Source organism: Blastococcus sp. OS1-29 (assembly GCF_057628075.1).
In genome coordinates this window covers 141,702-159,618 of the sequence record NZ_JBXXJK010000002.1, presented here as the reverse complement: position 1 = coordinate 159,618, position 17,917 = coordinate 141,702, and the positions used below count along the sequence as shown (strand labels likewise).

16 protein-coding genes and 1 pseudogene are annotated in these 17,917 nt (G+C 73.9%); 9 read left to right on the top strand and 8 right to left on the bottom strand.

Features of this window, described 5'->3' with window-relative positions:
* Positions 1–47 precede the first annotated feature (47 nt).
* Together AC2H4J_RS05545 and AC2H4J_RS05540 are read left to right on the top strand one after the other, a co-directional pair.
* Entirely contained in the window at positions 48–728 is a 681-nt protein-coding gene (locus tag AC2H4J_RS05545) for a Clp protease N-terminal domain-containing protein (protein ID WP_487463847.1), read from the top strand.
* Between the two features lie 47 nt (positions 729–775).
* Positions 776–2,485 carry a cation:proton antiporter gene (locus AC2H4J_RS05540; RefSeq protein ID WP_487463846.1) on the top strand — a complete coding sequence of 570 codons (1,710 nt, stop codon included), beginning with the start codon at positions 776–778 and terminating at the stop codon, positions 2,483–2,485.
* A gap of 34 nt (positions 2,486–2,519) precedes the next feature.
* Here the strand turns inward: AC2H4J_RS05540 and AC2H4J_RS05535 are convergent, their stop codons facing one another.
* The 3 genes from AC2H4J_RS05535 to AC2H4J_RS05525 form a co-directional block, all read right to left on the bottom strand.
* On the bottom strand, positions 2,520–3,671 hold the full coding sequence (locus AC2H4J_RS05535; protein ID WP_487463845.1) for a thiolase family protein: 1,152 nt from the start codon (positions 3,669–3,671) through the stop codon (positions 2,520–2,522).
* A gap of 63 nt (positions 3,672–3,734) precedes the next feature.
* Positions 3,735–4,502, bottom strand: a complete 768-nt coding sequence (locus AC2H4J_RS05530; RefSeq protein WP_487463844.1) for a crotonase/enoyl-CoA hydratase family protein — start codon at positions 4,500–4,502, stop codon at positions 3,735–3,737.
* Between the two features lie 2 nt (positions 4,503–4,504).
* Positions 4,505–5,683, bottom strand: coding sequence for a CaiB/BaiF CoA transferase family protein (locus AC2H4J_RS05525; RefSeq protein WP_487463843.1), 1,179 nt, complete (start codon positions 5,681–5,683; stop codon positions 4,505–4,507).
* Positions 5,684–5,725: 42 nt separating this feature from the next.
* On the opposite strand from AC2H4J_RS05525, the gene AC2H4J_RS05520 reads away from it, so the two are divergent.
* The 3 genes from AC2H4J_RS05520 to AC2H4J_RS05510 all read left to right on the top strand — a co-directional run bounded on the left by AC2H4J_RS05520 (position 5,726) and on the right by AC2H4J_RS05510 (position 8,057).
* Positions 5,726–6,901 carry an acyl-CoA dehydrogenase family protein gene (locus AC2H4J_RS05520; RefSeq protein WP_487463842.1) on the top strand — a complete coding sequence of 392 codons (1,176 nt, stop codon included), beginning with the start codon at positions 5,726–5,728 and terminating at the stop codon, positions 6,899–6,901.
* Positions 6,902–7,125: 224 nt separating this feature from the next.
* Positions 7,126–7,662 carry a cysteine dioxygenase gene (locus AC2H4J_RS05515; protein ID WP_487463841.1) on the top strand — a complete coding sequence of 179 codons (537 nt, stop codon included), beginning with the start codon at positions 7,126–7,128 and terminating at the stop codon, positions 7,660–7,662.
* Positions 7,659–8,057: a rhodanese-like domain-containing protein gene (locus tag AC2H4J_RS05510; protein ID WP_487463840.1), complete on the top strand. Its 399-nt coding sequence runs from the start codon at positions 7,659–7,661 to the stop codon at positions 8,055–8,057. The genes AC2H4J_RS05515 and AC2H4J_RS05510 overlap by 4 nt, the downstream gene beginning before the upstream one ends.
* A 1-nt stretch (position 8,058) precedes the next feature.
* Here AC2H4J_RS05510 and AC2H4J_RS05505 read toward each other — a convergent pair whose 3' ends face one another.
* The 3 genes and pseudogenes from AC2H4J_RS05505 to AC2H4J_RS05495 form a co-directional block, all read right to left on the bottom strand.
* Positions 8,059–8,337 (bottom strand): VOC family protein, encoded by a 279-nt coding sequence (locus tag AC2H4J_RS05505; protein WP_487463839.1) that lies wholly within the window; start codon positions 8,335–8,337, stop codon positions 8,059–8,061.
* Positions 8,253–8,771, bottom strand: a pseudogene (locus AC2H4J_RS05500) (VOC family protein); the annotation flags it as partial. The gene AC2H4J_RS05505 and the pseudogene AC2H4J_RS05500, both read right to left, overlap by 85 nt.
* A gap of 51 nt (positions 8,772–8,822) precedes the next feature.
* Positions 8,823–9,338 (bottom strand): arsinothricin resistance N-acetyltransferase ArsN1 family B, encoded by a 516-nt coding sequence (locus AC2H4J_RS05495; protein ID WP_487463838.1) that lies wholly within the window; start codon positions 9,336–9,338, stop codon positions 8,823–8,825.
* An 85-nt stretch (positions 9,339–9,423) separates the two neighbouring features.
* On the opposite strand from AC2H4J_RS05495, the gene AC2H4J_RS05490 reads away from it, so the two are divergent.
* Positions 9,424–9,888 carry a hypothetical protein gene (locus AC2H4J_RS05490; protein ID WP_487463837.1) on the top strand — a complete coding sequence of 155 codons (465 nt, stop codon included), beginning with the start codon at positions 9,424–9,426 and terminating at the stop codon, positions 9,886–9,888.
* Here AC2H4J_RS05490 and AC2H4J_RS05485 read toward each other — a convergent pair.
* Together AC2H4J_RS05485 and AC2H4J_RS05480 are read right to left on the bottom strand one after the other, a co-directional pair.
* Positions 9,839–12,277, bottom strand: a complete 2,439-nt coding sequence (locus AC2H4J_RS05485; protein WP_487463836.1) for an HAD-IC family P-type ATPase — start codon at positions 12,275–12,277, stop codon at positions 9,839–9,841. The two genes, AC2H4J_RS05490 and AC2H4J_RS05485, sit on opposite strands and share 50 nt — an antisense overlap.
* 8 nt (positions 12,278–12,285) lie before the next feature.
* Complete coding sequence (locus AC2H4J_RS05480; protein WP_487463835.1) at positions 12,286–14,283, bottom strand: S41 family peptidase; 1,998 nt, start codon at positions 14,281–14,283, stop codon at positions 12,286–12,288.
* A gap of 73 nt (positions 14,284–14,356) precedes the next feature.
* Between AC2H4J_RS05480 and pdxY the strand changes: the two genes are divergently transcribed.
* From pdxY to AC2H4J_RS05465, 3 genes are read left to right on the top strand one after another with little or no spacing between them, the layout of a single operon-like run.
* Positions 14,357–15,208 (top strand): pyridoxal kinase PdxY, encoded by an 852-nt coding sequence (gene pdxY, locus AC2H4J_RS05475; protein WP_487463834.1) that lies wholly within the window; start codon positions 14,357–14,359, stop codon positions 15,206–15,208.
* A gap of 3 nt (positions 15,209–15,211) precedes the next feature.
* Positions 15,212–16,786, top strand: a complete 1,575-nt coding sequence (locus AC2H4J_RS05470; RefSeq protein WP_487463833.1) for an amidohydrolase — start codon at positions 15,212–15,214, stop codon at positions 16,784–16,786.
* Entirely contained in the window at positions 16,783–17,733 is a 951-nt protein-coding gene (locus AC2H4J_RS05465; RefSeq protein WP_487463832.1) for a DMT family transporter, read from the top strand. The genes AC2H4J_RS05470 and AC2H4J_RS05465 overlap by 4 nt, the downstream gene beginning before the upstream one ends.
* The last annotated feature ends 184 nt before the right edge of the window (positions 17,734–17,917 follow it).

Sequence of the window (17,917 nt, the reverse complement as noted above, 5' to 3'; positions counted from 1 at the left end):
TCAACGCCTGGTTGACGGACAGGCTTTCGTCAACCTACGGTTGACGGATGACGACCTCTGTCCGGCTGGACGACCTCATCGCGGCGATCACCAGGGGACACACCGACGCACTCGACCAGCTCAGCGCCGCGGTGCTCACCGCTGATCACCTCGGCGAGGTGGCCGACCACCTGATCGGCCACTTCGTCGACCAGGCGCGACGCTCGGGGGCGTCGTGGTCGGACATCGGGCGCAGCATGGGCGTGACCAAGCAGGCCGCGCAGAAGCGTTTCGTGCCGCGCGAGGGGCCGGACCCGTCCGAGGGCTTCAGCCGCTTCACCGAGCGCGCCCGCCAGGTCGTCGTGGGTGCGCAGGAGGCGGCGCGCGCCGCCGGGAACGCGACGATCGGGACGACGCACCTGGTCCTCGGGCTGGCCGACCATCTCGACGAGGCGGTGGCGGCCGCGATCGCCGGACAGGGCGTGTCCCTGGACGACGTCCGCCGCACGGCCCGGGCCACCCTGCCCGCCCCGGCCGGCGACGTCCCGGCGCTCATCCCGTTCGACGCCCACGCGCGGAAGGTGCTGGAACTGACGTTCCGGGTGGCGCTCCGGCTCGGGCACGCCGACATCGGCACCGGGGACGTCCTGCTGGCCCTCCTCGAGGCAGAGGACGGCACCGGCGTGCTCGCGGGCCTCGGCGTCGACCGGTCCCGGCTCGAGCAGGAGTTCGCCGGCGCAGGCGGCTGACCCGCCGCTGCGCGGGCGCGGGGCCCGCGTCCGGGAGAATGGCGCGAGTGAGCCCCGAGACGATGCTGTTGCTGGTCCTGGCCGCGGTGGCCGTCATCGTCGCGGTGCGCTGGGTCGCCGACCGGACCGGGCTGCCGGCAGCCGCGCTGCTGACCATCGTCGGCATCGCGTACGCGCTGCTCCCCGGGCCGAACCTCAGCCTCGACCCGCAGGTCGTGCTCACCGTCGTCATCCCGCCGCTGCTCTACAGCGCGGCTCTGGACTCCTCGCTCACGGCGATCCGCCGGAACCTGCGCACCGTGGTCAGCCTGTCGGTGCTGCTCGTGGCGGCCACCGCGATCGTGATCGGCGTCGGCTTCGGGCTGTTCGTCGCCGGGGCCACGGCCGCGGCCGGCATCGCCCTCGGAGCGGCGGTGGCTCCCCCGGACCCGGTCGCCGCGCTCGCCGTCGGCCGCAGGGCGTCGCTGCCCCCGCGGCTGATCACCCTGATCCAGGGCGAGGGCCTGCTCAACGACGCCACGGCGCTGACCATCCTCGCGGTGGCGGTGTCCGCGGCGCAGGGCGACGGCTTCTCCACCCCGGCGGCGCTCGGCCAGTTCCTGCTCGCCGCCGCGGGTGGCGTCGCCGCCGGTGTGGTGGTCGCGTACGGCGTCCGCCCCCTGCGGCAGCTGCGCAGCGACCCTCTGTCGTCGAACGCGATCTCGCTCGCCACCCCGTTCCTCGCCTACCTGCTGGGCGAGAGCGTGCACGTCTCGGGCGTGCTCGCGGTGGTCGTCGCGGGCCTGATCATCGGCCACAACAACCCGAGCTGGGCCTCGGGCGCCAGCCGGCTGCAGACCGGAGCGGTGTGGCGGCTCGTCGACTTCCTGCTCGAGGGCTTCGTCTTCCTGCTCATCGGCCAGCAGCTGCCGCACGTGATCGCCGGGCTCAAGGAGTACGCGACCTCGACCATCGTGATCGCGTCCGGCATCACCGTCGGCGCGGTGCTGCTGCTCCGTCCGCTGTGGCTGTGGCTGACCGAGCACCTGCCGCAGGCCCTGCACACGCGGCTCACCGAGCAGGACCTCGACGGGGACGGCGAACCCGACGCCGGCCCCGACCGCCGGTCGGGCAGTTCCGCGGCCGGCCTGCGGAAGCCCGAGCGGCCGGGGCGGCTGACTGGCCGGGAGATCGTCGTCCTGAGCTGGGCCGGCACCCGCGGCGTCATCTCCCTCGCCGCGATCTTCACGCTTCCGCTGGTCACCGAGCAGGGCGGACCCTTTCCCGACCGCAACCTTCTGCTGTTCTGCGCCTTCCTCACCGTGCTGGTCACGCTCGTCGGACAGGGGCTCACGTTCGGGCCCCTGGCCAGGGTGCTGGGGCTGCGGGCCGACGTGGCCGACCAGGCGCGGATGCGCAACCAGGCCCGCGCCGCGTCGGTCGAGGCGGCGCTGCGCCGGCTCGCCGAGATGGAGGCCGAGCGGCACGACGACGTCGACGACCGCGCCATCACCGGCATCCGGGCACAGCTGCAGACGCGGCTGGACCGCTACCGCCACCGCCTGGACCTGCTCGACAACGCCGACTCCGGCGAGATCCCGCTGTCACCGGAGTACGAGGCCGCGCTCCGGCTGCGCCGCTCGGTCATCGAGGCGCAACGCATGGAGCTGCTGCACTGGCGCGATGTCGGGCGGCTGCCCGACGAGGGCCTGCGCGCGCTGGAGCGCGAACTCGACCACGAGGAGGGGCTGCTGCCCGACCGCGCCACCCCCCGCTGAGTTCGGCCCCCGGCGCGGGGCGGGGGTCCGCTCCCTACAGCAGCTCGAGGATGGTCGCGTTCGCCTGGCCGCCGCCCTCGCACATGGTCTGCAGGCCGTAGCGGATGCCGTTGTCGCGCATGTGGTGCACGAGCGTCGTCATCAGCCGGGCCCCGGAGCCACCGAGGGGGTGACCCAGTGCGATCGCCCCGCCGTTGGGGTTGAGCGCCTTGGCGTCGGCCCCGAGGTCCGCGAGCCAGGCCAGCGGCACCGGCGCGAAAGCCTCGTTGACCTCGAAGGCGCCGATCTCGTCGATCGACAGGCCCGACTTCTTCAGCGCCTTCTGGGTCGCCGGGATGGGCGCGGTCAGCATGATGACCGGGTCGGCCCCGGCGAGGACGGCCGTGTGCACCCGGGCGATGGGCGTCAGCCCCAGCTCGGCCGCCTTCTCACCGGTCATCATGAGCAGCGCGGCCGAGCCGTCGGAGATCTGCGAGGCGTTGCCGGCGGTGATCACGCCACCCTCGGGCTTGAACACCGTCTTCAGCGTGCCCAGCTTCTCCACGGTGCTCTCGCGGATGCCCTCGTCCTGGCTGATGACGGTGCCGTCGGGCAGCGTGACCGCCGCGATCTGGGCCTCGAAACGGCCCTCCGCGCGCGCGACGGCGGCCTTCTCGTGCGAGGCCACGGAGAACTCGTCGAGCTGCTGCCGGGACAGGCCCCACTGCTCGGCGATCATCTCGGCGCCGACGCCCTGGTTGGGGAACACGCCGTCGTAGCGGTCGAGGTAGGCCTGCGAGTACGGGCGCCCGCCGTCCGGCGTGATCGTCGAACCCATCGGCACCCGGCTCATCGACTCCACGCCCCCGGCGACGACGACGTCGTACTGGCCCGCGATCAGGCCGGCCGCCGCGAAGTGCACCGACTGCTGCGAGGAGCCGCACTGGCGGTCCACGGTCACGCCGGTCACCGACTCGGGCCAGCCGGCCGTCAGCAACGCGGTGCGGGCGATGTCGAAGGTCTGCTCGCCGACCTGGCTGACGCACCCCCAGATGACGTCGTCGACCAGCGCCGGGTCCACGCCCGCCCGCTGCACGAGGCTGTTGAGGACGTGCGCGGACAGGTCGGCCGGGTGCACCCCCGACAGTCCGCCGTTGCGCTTGCCGACCGGCGTCCGCACGGCCTCCACGATCACTGCGTCCCGCATGTCCCGATCCCTTCCGTCCTGGTCGACGTGCTCCTCACCATCCCACGCCCCGGCGGTGGTCGGTCAGCGCCCCTTCCACACCGGGGGGCGCTTCTCGGCGAAGGCGGTGGCGCCCTCCCGCGCATCCTCGCTGGCGAACACGGGAGCGATGAGCGCGGCCTGCTGCGACCAGCCGTCGGCGAAGGTCCAGTCGCCGGCGCCCCGCGCGATCGCCTTGGACGCGGCGACGGCCAGCGGCCCGTTCGCGGCGATGGCCGCGGCGAGCTCCAGCGCGCCGGTCAGCGCCTCCCCCTCGGCCGTGAGCCGGTTGACCAGCCCGATCTCGGCCGCGCGGACCGCACTCAGCGGCTCGCCGGTCAGCAGCATCTCCAGCGCGACGTTGAACGGCACCCGCCGCGGCAGCTGCAGGGCCGCTCCCCCGGCGGCGACCAGCGAGCGCTTCACCTCGGGTACGCCGAACCGCGCGTTCTCGGCCGCGACGATCAGGTCGCAGGCCAGCAGCAGCTCGAAGCCGCCGGCCAGCGCCCAGCCCTCCACGGCGCCGATCAGCGGCTTGCGCGGCGGGGTCTCGGTGATGCCGCACAGCCCCCGGCCCTCGATGGCCGGCGTCTCCCCGCGCAGGAAGGCCTTGAGGTCCATACCCGCGGAGAACGTGCCCCCGGCCCCGGTCAGCACACCCACCCGCAGGTCCTCGGACGCGTCGAGCTCGTCGACCGCCGCGGCCACCGCCTCGGCCACCGCGCGGTCGAGCGCGTTCTTCGCGTGCGGCCGGTTGATCGTCACGACCAGGACCCCGTCGTCGCGCCGCTCCACCAGCACCTCGTCGGCCATGGCTACTCCTCGTCGGTCGGTCCGGACGGCGGGGCCTCGCTCACCGTGCCGGCCTCGAGCAGCCGGCCGATCTCGTCGTCGCCGAAACCCCACGCGGCGAGCACCGAGCGGGTGTCCGCGCCGGGCCGCGCGGGCGCGCCGCGGACCGCTCCGGGGGTGCGGGAGAACCGCGGGGCGGGCGCGGGCTGCGGCTCGCCGTCGCACTCCACGAAGGTGCCGCGCGCGGCCAGGTGCGGATGGGCCGGCGCCTCGGTGAGGCCGAGCACGGGGGTCACGCAGGCGTCGGTGCCCTCGAAGACGGCGGCCCACTCGTCGCGGGGCAACGCCCGAAACGCCTCGGTGAAGAGGCGCCGATGCTCGGGCCAGTGTGCGACGTCGTACTGCCCGCCCGGGAGCGCGCCGGTCAGCGCCAGCCCCTCGAGGAACGCGGCGTAGAACTGCGGCTCCAGCGCGCCGACGGCGACGTGCCGGCCGTCGGCACAGGCGTAGGTGTCGTAGAACGGCGCCCCACCGTCGAGCAGGTTCGCCGCCCGCCGGTCGCGCCACAACCCGGCGCCCAGCAGGCCGTAGACCATGGTGATCAGCGAGCTGGCGCCGTCCACCATGGCGGCGTCCACGACCTGACCCCGCCCACTGGTCCCCCGCTCCACCAGTGCGGCCAGCACGCCCACGAGCAGGAACATCGAGCCGCCGCCGAAATCGGCGCCGATGTTGAGCGGCGCGACGGGCTTGTCCGCCGTCCCGATGGCGTGCAGGGCGCCGGTGAGGCCCAGGTAGTTGATGTCGTGGCCGGCGCGCTGGGCCAGCGGGCCGTCCTGGCCCCAGCCGGTCATGCGGGCGTAGACCAGCCGCGGGTTGCGGGCGAGCACCTCGTCCGGGCCGAGACCCAGCCGCTCCAGGACGCCGGGCCGCAGCCCCTCGACGAGGACGTCGGCGGAGTCCAGCAGGCGGAGCAGGACGTCCCGGCCGCCGGCGGACTTCAGATCGACCGCGACGCTCGGGCGGCTGCGGTTGAGGGCGTCCTTCGACGGGTCCACGAAGATCCCGCCGCCGCCAGGCCGGTCGACCCGGATCAGGTCGGCGCCGAGCTCGGCGAGGAGCATGCAGGCGTACGGCGCGGGCCCGATCCCGGCCAGCTCGACGACGCGGATACCGGTCAGCGGGCCGGTCGAGGGCTGCATCAGCGCACCATAACCGGCGGCGGGACACACGAGAGGAGCCCCATGAGCACTCCGATGAACACGCGGCGGCTATCGGTCGAGGAGCAGGACATCGTGCGGCTGGTCCGCGGGTTCGTCGACGGCGAGGTGCGCCCCGTGGTCCGCGAGCTGGAGCAGGCGAACACCTATCCCGAGGCGCTGATCGAGCAGATGAAGGCGCTCGGGGTCTACGGTCTCGTCGTCCCGGAGCCCTACGGCGACGTGCAGGTGTCGACCGCGGCGTTCGCTCTGGTCACCGAAGAGCTGGCGCGGGGGTGGATGAGCCTGGCCGGCGCCATGGGCGGCCACAGCGTCGTCTGCTCGCTGCTGGCGACCTACGGCACGCAGGCGCAGCGCGAGCGCTACCTGCCCCGGCTGGCCACCGGTGAGCTGCGGGCCACCATGGCACTCACCGAGCCCGGCGGCGGCTCGGACCTGCAGGCGATGCGCACCACCGCGCGGCCGGACGGCGACGCATGGGTCGTCACGGGGTCGAAGACGTGGATCAGCAACGCCCGCCGGGCCGGGTTGATCGCCCTGCTCTGCCGGACCGATCCGGACGCCGACCCTCCGCACCGCGGCATGAGCATCCTGCTGGTCGAACCGGGGCCGGGCCTCACCGTCGAGCGTGATCTGCCGAAGCTCGGCTACAAGGGTGTCGAGAGCTGCGAGGTGGTCCTCGACGGCTACCGCGCGCCACGGGACGCCGTCCTCGGGGGCGAACCGGGCCGCGGCTTCGCCCAGATGATGCGGGGACTCGAGCTCGGGCGGATCCAGGTGGCCGCGCGGGCGGTCGGCGTGGGCCGGGCCGCCTTCGACGACGCGCTGCGCTATGCCCAGGAGCGGGAGTCCTTCGGCGTCCCGATCTGGCGGCACCAGTCGGTCGGGAATCTCCTGGCCGACATGGCGACGCGGCTGACGGCGTCCCGCCAGCTCGTCCTGCACGCGGCCGAGCGCGTCGACAGCGGCGAGCGGGCCGACCTGGAGGCCGGCATGGCCAAGTTGTTCGCCTCGGAGAGCGCCATGCAGAACGCGCTGGACGCCGTGCGGGTGCACGGCGGCTACGGCTACTCCACCGAGTTCGACGTCGAGCGGTACTTCCGGGACGCCCCGCTGATGATCGTCGGCGAGGGCACCAACGAGATCCAGCGCAACGTCATCGTCGCCCAGCTGGTCGCCCGCGGCGGCCTCCCCGACTGACGCGACTATCCCTACTAATTCGATCGACTTGACACGCATATCGACCTCTGGTCGTATCTCGACATGGCTGCCGCGACCGACCTCCACCGCCGGGCCGCTGTCGACCTGGGCCGGGTCGCCAGCGCGCTCTGTCCGGCGCGCTGACTGACCTCGCACCCTCCAGCCACCTCCGCGTCCGCCGCCGTGCGGCCTGACGACGCGCCGCACCCTTCCGAGGAATCCCCGTGTCCAGCACGCTCCTGTCCCCTACCGATCCCACTGTCCGCCGAACCGGCGCCGCCGGCCTGGCCGCCGCGCTCGTGGCGGCCGCCCCGTACTGGCTCCCCCTCGTCGAGTACCGCTCCACCAGCCGATGGACGCACCTGCTCGCGGCCGATTCCGCGGCCGACCTGCTCGATCCCGGCCTGCACGCCGATCTCGCGAGCGCCCAGGTCTGGCTGCTCTCCTGGCTGCCCGCGCAGGGCACCCCGCTGCACGACCACGGCGCCTCGGCAGGCGCGTTCAGCGTCGTCCGGGGCACCCTCACCGAACGGGTCGTGGGCGCCGGCCGCGGCAGTGTCCGCGAGTCCACGCACGAACTGAGCGCCGGCCGGGTGCGGCACTTCGGCCCGCACTACGTGCACCAGGTGACGAACGACGGCGCCGATGCCGCCGTCAGCGTGCACGTCTACACACCGGGCCTGGCCTGGATGAACACCTACCGGATCGACGGTCCGTCGCTGGTCCGCACCGGCACCGAGCGCGCCGGGGTGGACTGGTGAGCGCCCCCGTGCTCCCCCGCCCGCGCACGATCGACGACCTGCTGGCCGAGGCGCGCTCGCGCCTCGTGCGGGTGGATCCGCACGAGGCGGCCGCGCGCGTCGCGGACGGCGCGCTGCTCGTCGACATCCGGCCGGCCGCCCAGCGGGCACGAGAAGGCGAGGTGCCCGGCTCGCTGATCGTCGAGCGCAACGTGCTGGAGTGGCGGTTCGACCCGGCGAGCGACGCGCGACTGCCCTTGGCGACCGGGTACGACGTCGACGTGATCGTGCTCTGTTCGGAGGGCTACACCTCGAGCCTGGCCGCCGACGCCCTGCGCTCGCTCGGGCTGCACCGGGCCACGGACGTCGTCGGCGGCTTTCTCGCCTGGGCCGCGGCAGGCCTGCCCACGACCTGACTCACCTGCCGTCGTCGTCGGGCAGCACGCAGAACTCGTTGCCGTCCGGGTCGGCCATCCGCACGATCCCGTCCCGGACGGCCGCGAGGCGAGTCGCGCCGAGGGAGACCAGCCGGTCGACTCCTCCTCCTGGTCTCCACCGGCCGGCGGTGCGACGTCGAAGTGCAGCCGGTTCTCGCCGACCTTGCGCCGCACCGGCGGACCGCCCCAGCTGATCTTCGGACCGCCGTGCGGCGAGCGGATCGCCGTCTCCTCGTCCTGGTCCCAGACCAGCGGCCACCCCAGGGCCTGGCTCCAGAAGTAGCCGACCTCCTGCGACCCGTCGGAGGAGAGCGCCCCGACGAAGCCGCAGTCGCCGAGGAAGCTGTTGCCCGGCTCGATGACGTCGAACTCGTTGCCCTCGGGGTCGGCGAGCACGACGTGCGCCACCTTGCCCTGGCCGATGTCGAGGTGCCGGCCGCCGAGCTCCAGCGCTCGGGCGACCGTCCGCTGCTGGTCCGCGAGGGATGTGCTCGTCAGGTCGACGTGCATCTGGTTCGGCCGCGTCTTCGGCTCCTGCGTGGGCCGGAACCGGATCCGGAAGCCGGTGTCGTCGTTCGGCAGGAGCGTCACGCCGTCGCCGGTCACCGGCCAGCCGAGGACGCCGGCCCAGAAGAGGGCGAGGGTCGCCGGATCGTTCGCGGCGATGCTCAGGGCGACCAGACGAGCAGGCACGGGCGCGACGCTAGGCCGCGGGGAGATCGCTGACGAACGGTTTTCGGCCGGTCAGCGGAGCGGCTCGGGCGGCCCGTCGTCGTCGCCGAGGGGGCGCTGGAACCAGGCGACGTCGTGCCAGCGGCCGAGCTTCCAGCCGACCCGCCGATAGGTGCCGGCGGGCTCGAAGCCGAGCGCCCGGTGCAGGCCGACGCTGGCGTCGTTGGGCAGCGCGACCCCGGCCAGCGCGGTGCGGTGACCGCGCGCCGCGAGCCGATCGAGGAGCGCCTCGTACAGGGCGCGGCCGCCGCCGCGCCGGTGGCCGGCGGGGTCGACGTACACGCTGACGGTGGTCGACCACCGGTAGGCGGCGCGGCTCGCGAACGGGCCGCCGTACGCGTAGCCGACAACGTGACCGTCGTCCTCGAGGACGAGCCAGGCGTGGGCGCGCTGCGCGGCGGCGATCCGGTCGGCCATCTCCTCGGCCGACGGCGGCTCGCTCTCGAAGGAGATCGCGGTGTCGCGCACGTAGGGCGCGTAGATGTCCGCGCACCGTGCGGCGTCGGCGGCGTCGGCGTCCCGGATCACGACCTCATCCTCGCCGCCCCCCGCTGACATCCGTTCTCCAGGTGTCGTTCAGCTTCCTGTCGGCAGCGGGGGCCAGCGTGGACGCATGGACGAGGACCTGCGGCAGGAGCTGTTCGACCCGGCCGGTGCGCACCGGCTCGTGCTGGCCCGGCGTCCGGCGCACTCGTGCGCGATGACCTCGGTGGTGTCCGACGTCGTCTGGTTCGAGGTGGTGCGGCTGCTGCGCTGGTCGGCCGCGACCACCAGCAGCGCGGGCGTGGACGCCGCGCGGTGGTGGCGGCTGGCCACAGGCTGCGCCGATCTGCTCCGCCTGCTGCCGGGCCTGTGCGACGAGCTGGGCGAGCCCTGGGACCGCACCGCCCCGACCTACGACCCGGATCTGCCCGGGGCCGCCCGCGTCACGCTGGCCACCGGCCGGCTCGCCGGGTTGCTGCGCGCGCCGCACCCGGTTCCGCTGCGCCGCCTCGCCGGCGACGTCGACGCGCTGGGCGCGGCCGCGGTCAGCTCGCTGGGGCAGACCTCCTCCTGGGCGGTGCCGGCGACGCCCTGAACACCCGCGAGGAGAGCTCCACCAGCACGGCGCCCGACGCGCCCAGGACGGCGGCGATTGCGACCACCTCGGGCGTGACCTGCAGCAGCACGATCCCCTCCCCCAGCGGCGGTAGGACGACCACGAGGGCCGCGATCCCGGCCATCGCCAGGACCAGCCCGATCTTCCAGGCGCGCAGCGGCCGGGCGAGGACGACCAGCGTCCACAGCGCGACGACCAGCACGACGAGCGTCGCCGCAGTCCGGGCGCCGCCCACGCCCGCTCCCGGGTCGAGCCAGCGGGCGACGGCGTACCCCGCGTAGGCGCCCGCCCCGGTGATCAGGCCGGCGGGCACCGAGAAGCGCAGCACCCGGCGCAGGAAGCCGGGCAGGTAGCGGCGGGTGTTGGGGCCGAGGGCCAGGAAGAAGCCGGGCACGCCGATGGTGAGCGTCGAGATCAGGGTGAGCTGGATCGGCTCGAGCGGATAGGCCGACACCGCGACGACGGTGATCAGCGCCAGCACCAGCGAGTAGATGTTCTTGACCAGGAAGAGGTTGGCCGCCCGCTCGATGTTCGCGATCACCCGCCGGCCCTCCGCCACCGCCTGCGGCAGCGAGGCGAACCGTCCGTCCAGCAGCACGAGCTGGGCCACCGCACGCGTCGCGGCGGTGCCGTTGCCCATCGCGACGCCGATGTCGGCGTCCTTCAGCGCCAGGGCGTCGTTCACGCCGTCACCGGTCATCGCCACGACGTGCCCCCGCCGCTGCAGCGCCTGCACCATTGCCCGCTTCTGGTGCGGGGTGACCCGGCCGAAGACGCTGCCGGCGTCCATCGCCGCGGCGAGCGCGTCCGGGTCCTCGGGCAGGGTCCGGGCGTCGACGGCGTCCTCGGCGCCGGTGACGCCCGGCACGCCGACCGCCGCGGCGACCACGCCGACCGTCCGCGGGTTGTCCCCGGAGATGACCTTGAGTGCCACGCCCTGCTCGGTGAAGTAGGCGAGGACCTCGGCGGCGTCCTCCCGGATCCGCTCGGCCAGCAGCACCAGCGTCACCGGCCGTAGTGCCAGGGGCAGCATGGGCTCCCCCTCGTCGTCGGTTCCGGTGTCGGCGAGCGACGCGGCCAGCAGCAGCACCCGGTTCCCCTGGGCGGCCAGCGCGTCGGCCGTCGAGCGGGCGTCGAGCTGCTCGGGACCCGACGGCGCGGGCAGCACCATCTCGGGGGCGCCCAGCACCCAGGTCGCGCCGTCCGCGATGCGCACCGCGGACCACTTCCGCGCCGAGGAGAACGGGACGCTCGACATCACCCCGCCGTCGGCACCCGGGAAGGCCGCGGCCAGCGCCGCGGCGGTCGCGTTCGCCGGGTCGGCGGCAGCCAGGAGCCCCAGGGCCGCGCGGGCCGGCGCCGGATCGGAGCGGTCGAGCGGCACCAGCCGGTCGAAGCGGACGTCGCCGTAGGTGAGCGTGCCGGTCTTGTCCAGGCAGACGACGTCGACCCGCGCCAGCCCCTCCACCGCCGGCAGCTCGTGCACCAGGACGTTCCGGCGGGCCAGGCCGACGGTCGCGACCACGAACGCCAGCGTCGTCAGCAGGACCAGCCCCTCCGGGACCATCCCGACCAGCGCGGCGACCGTGCCGGTGACCGAGTGCCGCCATCCCGGGTTCTCCGGCGTGCGGAACTGGCTCCACAGCACCAGGGGGCCGACGACCGCCAGCATCACCGCGATCGCCCGCATCAGCCGGTTCGTGCCGGCCACCAGCTCGGAGTACGTCGTCGCGTAGCGGCGGGCCTCGGTGGCCAGCCGCGCCTGGTAGGAGTCGTCCCCGACCGCCGTCGTCTGCGCCCGTCCGCGGCCGGACACGACGATGGCGCCGGACCACACGGGGTCACCCGGCGCCTTGGCCACCGGCTCCGACTCGCCGGTGAGCAGCGACTCGTCGACCGACAGCCCCGCCGTCGTCCGCACCACGCCGTCGGCCGGCACCTGGTCGCCGGCGGCCAGGACGAGCAGGTCGTCCAGGACGACGTCCGCGACCGGGATCTCCTCCTCGCTCCCCTCCCGCACCACCCGGGCCCGGGGCGCGCTCAGCACCGCGAGCCGGTCGAGGGTGCGCTTGGCCCGCAGCTCCTGCACGATCCCGATCCCGGCGTTGGCGACCACCACCAGGCCGAACAGCCCGTTCTGCCACCGGCCGGTCGCCAGGACCAGCACGAAGAGGGTGACCAGGATGCCGTTGAAGACCGTCAGGACATTGGCGCGGACGATCTCGCCGACCGTCCGGCTCGTGCGCACCGTCGTGGCGTTCGTCCGGCCGAGCGCCACCCGCTCGGCGACCTCGGCGGCCCGGAGCCCGGAGGCAGGCGTCTGCGTGCCCGGGGCCGGCGGCCGGGAGGTCAGGTTCGGAGTCGCCACGCCGACGATCAGAGCAGCTGAGTGCGCGCTGCCACCAGCCCCCCTGCCGCGAACCCCTGCACCTGCACCGACGCAGTAGCGGCGACATCGGCGAACGTCAGCGTCGTCTCGCCCTCGGCGACGTCGCTGCTCCCCCGTGGCCGGCCGTCGACGTACACGTCGACACGGTCGAGGCCGCCCGTCGACAGCTGCAGGGTCAGCGTCCCGTCGGCGGCCCGCGCGGGGGTCACGTGCAGGCGGCGGACCGGCCGGCCGGCCAGCAGGGCGCCCGCGGCGTCGAGCAGGTCGACGTTGTTCTCCAGGACGTCGCGACGGGTCATCTCGTGCCGGACGTCGGAGCGCACGCCCAGGTCCTCCACCGGGGTGCCGGCCAGCTTCCCCACCCGCAGCGTCCGGCGGATGGCCACCCGCATGTCGGCCTGGCGCGGCAGCGCCGCGTACGGCGTCTCGGGGTCGGGCGGGAGGTCGCGCAGCGCCTTGAGGAGGCCGTGGGTCCACACGTTCGCGCCGCCGGCGCCGGTGTTGTCGTCCACGCCGAGCACCGGGCCGATCTCATGGTCCTGGAAGCCCGCGGCGAAGATGTCGGTCGCCGAGTAGCAGCGGGCGTCGGTGACCAGGAGGACGGGTCCGAAGTAGCGCTGGCCGATCGAGTTGGCGCCGTCCTCGGAGCTGATCGGGAACGCCGACGAGTACACCGCCCCGGTCTCGACCGCCTGGTCCATCGACGGGAACCAGGCGCCCAGGTCGATCTGGTGCGTCGGGTTGTCCTTGTGCCGCCGGCAGATCTCGAGGTTCAGCGGCGTGCAGGCGAACTGGACCGGCTCCGGGACGATCCGGCGAGGCGTCATGGTCTGCAGGGTGAACTCGCTGGCGAAGATGTTGCCGCCGCCGTTGCCGCGGACGTCGAGGACGAGGCCCTCCTGCGGGAGGAGCTCAACCAGCCGCACGAACTCCGCGACGAACGCCGCCGGGTCCTGGACGCTGAACGTGAAGATGCGCAGGTGGCCGAATGTGCCCGACGAGGTGACCACGCTGCGGGCCCGGAAGACCAGCGGCATCGTCGAGGGGACGTCGGCGCCGGCCTCGGCGGGGCCGCCCGTGATGTCGACGGCCAGGTTGCCGAAGGTCTGCGCGACCACGTGCGGGACGAACAGCAGGGCCCGGGCGCGGGCCGTCTCGTCGGCGTGCAGGTCGACCCCGATCGACGCGGCCGCCGACGTCACCCCCTGGCTGTCGGTGAGGGCCGGGGCGTTCGCCGCCACCAGCCACGGCTCGCGCAGCTCGCGCCGGACGCCGTCGGCGTCGAGGTAGCTGACGGTCACCCACTCCTCGTCCGGCGCCAGGTGGATGCGCAGCGAGCGGAGCGTCAGCGAGTCGACCCCCCGGGCCAGCCGCGCGGCCATGTTGCTGCCGGCGAACCGGTCGGCGTTCACGGCCACCGCGCGCGCGATCGGGATGCCGTTCCAGTGCGTGATCTCCACACCGACGCCGAACGGTGGAGCGGACATGCCCTGAGCGACGCGGGTGACCAGGTACTTCTCCACGCCGCCGTCGACGCAGCGCTCCACCTGGAACGGCAGGTAGGCGATCATGCCGGCGAACGGCGCCGGGAGCAGGTAGTTGGTGTGCAGGTCGCGCACCGAGTGGAAGATCTCCGACATCTCCATGTGGAACAGCCGCTCGGGGTCCATGGTCTCCGCCGTCTGGCGCAGCAGCCGGGCGCGCAGCAGACGCAGTCGCTGGACGGGGTTGACCGCGTGCATCGCCGTCTTCAGCGACAGGTGCACGTAGTTGCCCTCGAGCAGCAGCAGCGCCTGCTCGACCAGCACCATGCGATCGGCGTAGGTGAGACCGCCCGCCGTGGCGAGGAAGTCGTGCAGGGGCACCGAGCCCGGCACCGGGGCCTGCGAAGCGCCGTACGCGACGGTCAGATCGGCGGGCAGTGACTCGTCGGCCAGGGGCCGCCGAGGCCTCGGCCGCTCGACGTAGGTGGCCAGGCTGGTCATGCGCCGGGTCTAGCGGGCGCGGCGTCACCGGGGCGTCACAGCGCGACGGACGCCGTGTGCGACCGTCTCCCCCGTGGTGAACGTCCTCTCCATCCAGTCGCACGTCGCGTACGGGCACGTGGGCAACGCGGCCGCGGTCTTCCCGCTCCAGCGGCTCGGCATCGAGGTCTGGCCCGTGCACACGGTGCAGTTCTCCAACCACACCGGCTACGGCGCGTGGACCGGCCGGGTCTTCGACGGGCAGGCCATCGACGAGGTCGTCCAGGGCATCGCCGACCGCGGCGTCCTCGGCGGCTGCGACGCGGTCCTGTCGGGCTATCTCGGCTCGGCCGACATCGGGCACGCGGTCACCGGGGCGGTGGCCCGCGTGCGCGAGGCCAACCCGGCCGCCGTCTACTGCTGCGACCCGGTGATCGGCGACGTCGGTCGCGGCGTGTTCGTCCGCCCGGGCATCGAGGAGTTCCTGCGCGACGTGGCCGTGCCGGCCGCCGACGTGGTCACCCCCAACCACTTCGAGCTCGACCTGCTCGCCGGGACGACGACCACCTCGCTGGACGCGGTGAAGGACGCCGTCGCCGCTGTGCAGGCCCTCGGTCCGCGGGTCGTGCTCACGACGTCGCTGATCACCGAGGACACCCCCGACGAGTGCCTCGACCTCCTGGCTGCCGAAGGCGGCCGCTTCCATCGCGTGCGGACGCCACGGCTCGACCTGTCGATGAACGGCGCCGGCGATGCCATCGCGGCCCTGTTCCTCGCGCACTGGCTGCGCACCGGGTCGGCCGCCGAGGCCCTCGGCAGCGCCACGGCGTCGGTGTTCGGCCTGCTCCGGCGCACCGCCGACGCCGGATCCCGCGAGATCCTGCTGGTCGAGGCGCAGGAGGAGTTCGTCGCTCCCACCCGGACGTTCCCCGTCGACGAGGTCTGAGGCGTGCTGTTCGTCAACGCCAAGGTCTTCACGGGGGCCGGGGAGGACGACTTCGCCACCGCGTTCCGCATCGAGGACGGCGTGTTCACCTGGGTCGGCGACGAGTCCGCGGTGAGCGGCGGCACCGACCTCGGGGGCCGGACCGTGGTTCCCGGGTTCCTCGACGTGCACAGCCACCCCAGCCTGCTGGCCGAACTGGCCGATGCCGTGCTGTGCCTGCCGCCGGAGATCGACTCGCTCGCCGGCCTGCTGGACCGGCTGCGCACGCACGCCGACCTGGGCCGCGCCGACCGCTGGATCGAGGGGTACGGGTTCGACGAGTCCGCCTGGCCGGAGGGCCGCAAGCCGACCCGGCACGACCTGGACCTGGTGTCCACCACCCAGCCGGTGTTCGCGCGGCGCTGCGACAGCCACTCGCTGGTCTGCAACACCCGGGCCCTCGAGCTGGCCGGCATCACGCGGGACACCCCGGACCCCCAGGGCGGCCGGATCGGCCGGGACGCCGACGGCGAGCCGGACGGCCTGCTCGCCGAACGCCCCGCGTGGGACCAGCTGCTGTCGCTCCGGCCCCCGGTCGGGCGCGACGAGCAGGTCGCCCGGCTGGCCCGACTCGACGCGCACTTCGCCGAGCGCGGCATCGTCGCCGTCGGCGACCTGATGGCCACCCTCACCACCGACGAGCCGCTGCGCCTGTTCCGCGAGGCCGAACGGGCCGGGCTCCGGCCGCAGGTCGGCCTCTACCCGCTGTGGGCCGACCTGGTCGCCGCCGGACTGCCCGACCTGACCGACGACGACCGCACCGGGCGGACGACGATCGCCGGGGTCAAGCTCGTGATGGACGGCGCCTACTCCGACCGGACGGCGTGGACCGAGGACCCGTATCCGGGCAGTTGCGACCACGGGCTGCAGACCGCGACGGACGACGACCTGCTGCGCGCGGTCGGCTGGGCCCGGCGCAACGACGTGCAGGTGGCCGTGCACGCGATGGGTGACCGGTCGCTCCGCTACGTCGTCGACGTCCTGGGCGGCGAGGAGCCGTGGCTGACCGACCGGCCCTCGGTGCGGCTGGAGCACGCCACCCTGTTCCCGCCCGAGCTGATCGACCGGCTCGAGGCCGCGACCATGGACTTCGGCGTCGTCAGCCACTCGATCTTCTTCTTCGCCGAGTACCGCAGCTACGAGCGGAACCTCTCGGAGGGCCAGTCCGCCGTCGCCTATCCGATCCGTTCCTTCTACGACCGGGTGCCCGCGGCCGCCCTCTCCTCCGACACCCCGGCGACCTCCTGGTCCGACGCGGACGACGTGCTGCTCTCGGTGCAGGCGGCCGTGCTCCGCGAGGCGCACACCGGCGCGGCGTTCAACCCGGCGGAGGCGGTGACCGTCGCCCAGGCGCTGCTGCTCTACACCGGGCGGGCCCGGCGGGTGGCTCCGTTCGAGGGCGTGGGACTGATCCACCCGGGGTTCGAGGGCAGCTTCGTCGTCCTGGATCGCGACGTGTTCACTGTGCCGCCGCAGCAGATCGGCCAGGTGCGGGTGGCCGAGACGTGGATCCGTGGCGAGCAGGTCTTCCGCCGGTGACCGCGCCCGCAACCGCCTCGCGCGTCCAGCAGCTCGGCGGCCCGGCCCTGTTCGTGCTGCTGTGGAGCACCGGGTTCGTCGGCGCCAAGTACGGCCTGCCCTACGCCCCGCCGTTCCTGTTCCTGGCCGTGCGGCTGGCCATCGCCGCCGTGCTGCTCACGGTCCTCGCCCGGGCGATCGGCGGGGCCCGGATGGCGTCCCGTCAGCAGTACGGCCGCGCGGCCGTCGTCGGACTGCTGCTGCACGCCGGGTACCTGGGCGGCACCTTCTTCGGCATCTCCCGCGGCGTCCCGGCCGGCGTGGCCGCGGTCATCGTGAGCCTGCAGCCGGTACTGACCGCCGTTCTGGCCGCACGGATGCTCGGCGAGCGGCCATCGGTGCGGCAGTGGCTGGGCCTGGCCCTCGGCCTCGCCGGTGTCGCGCTGGTCGTCGTACCGGGCCTGGTCGAGAGTGGATCCGCCGAGTCGCTGCCGCTGAGCGGGCTCGTCTCGTGCGCGGTGGCGCTGGTCTCCGGCACGCTCGGCACCGTCTACCAGAAGCGCCACGGCGACGGCATCCCGCTGGTCTGGGGGACGGCGGTGCAGTACGCGGCCGCCACCGTCGCGTTGCTCGCACTCGCCGCGGTGACCGAGCCCCTGTCGATCGACTGGACGGCACACTTCGTCGGCGCCCTCGTCTGGCTGGTGCTCGTGCTCTCCCTCGGCGCGGTCCTGCTGCTGCTCCTGCTGCTGCGCCGGGGCACCGCGGCCGGCGTCTCGAGCCTGTACTACCTGGTCCCGCCGGCCACCGCGGTCGAGGCGTACTTCCTCTTCGGCGAACAGCTGCGCGGGCTGTCGCTGGTGGGCATCGGCGTCACCGCAGTCGGCGTCGCGCTGGTCGTCAGCCCCCGACGGAGATCGACGTCCGACGCCGCTCGGGGTCAGGGTCGGACCGGACCACCGGGCTGACGGCCAGGACCGCGGTGCGGCGGGCGCCAGGGTCGTCAGGGCTACCAGCCGGCAATGCGCGCGTCGCGGGAGGTGCCGCGGGCCATCCCGGTCTTCGCCGGCAAGCGGGCGTTCACCACCGCCGGCCACCGCTACGTGCCGGAGCTGAGCGCGGCGGACCTCAGCCGTTCACAGCCCGGGATTC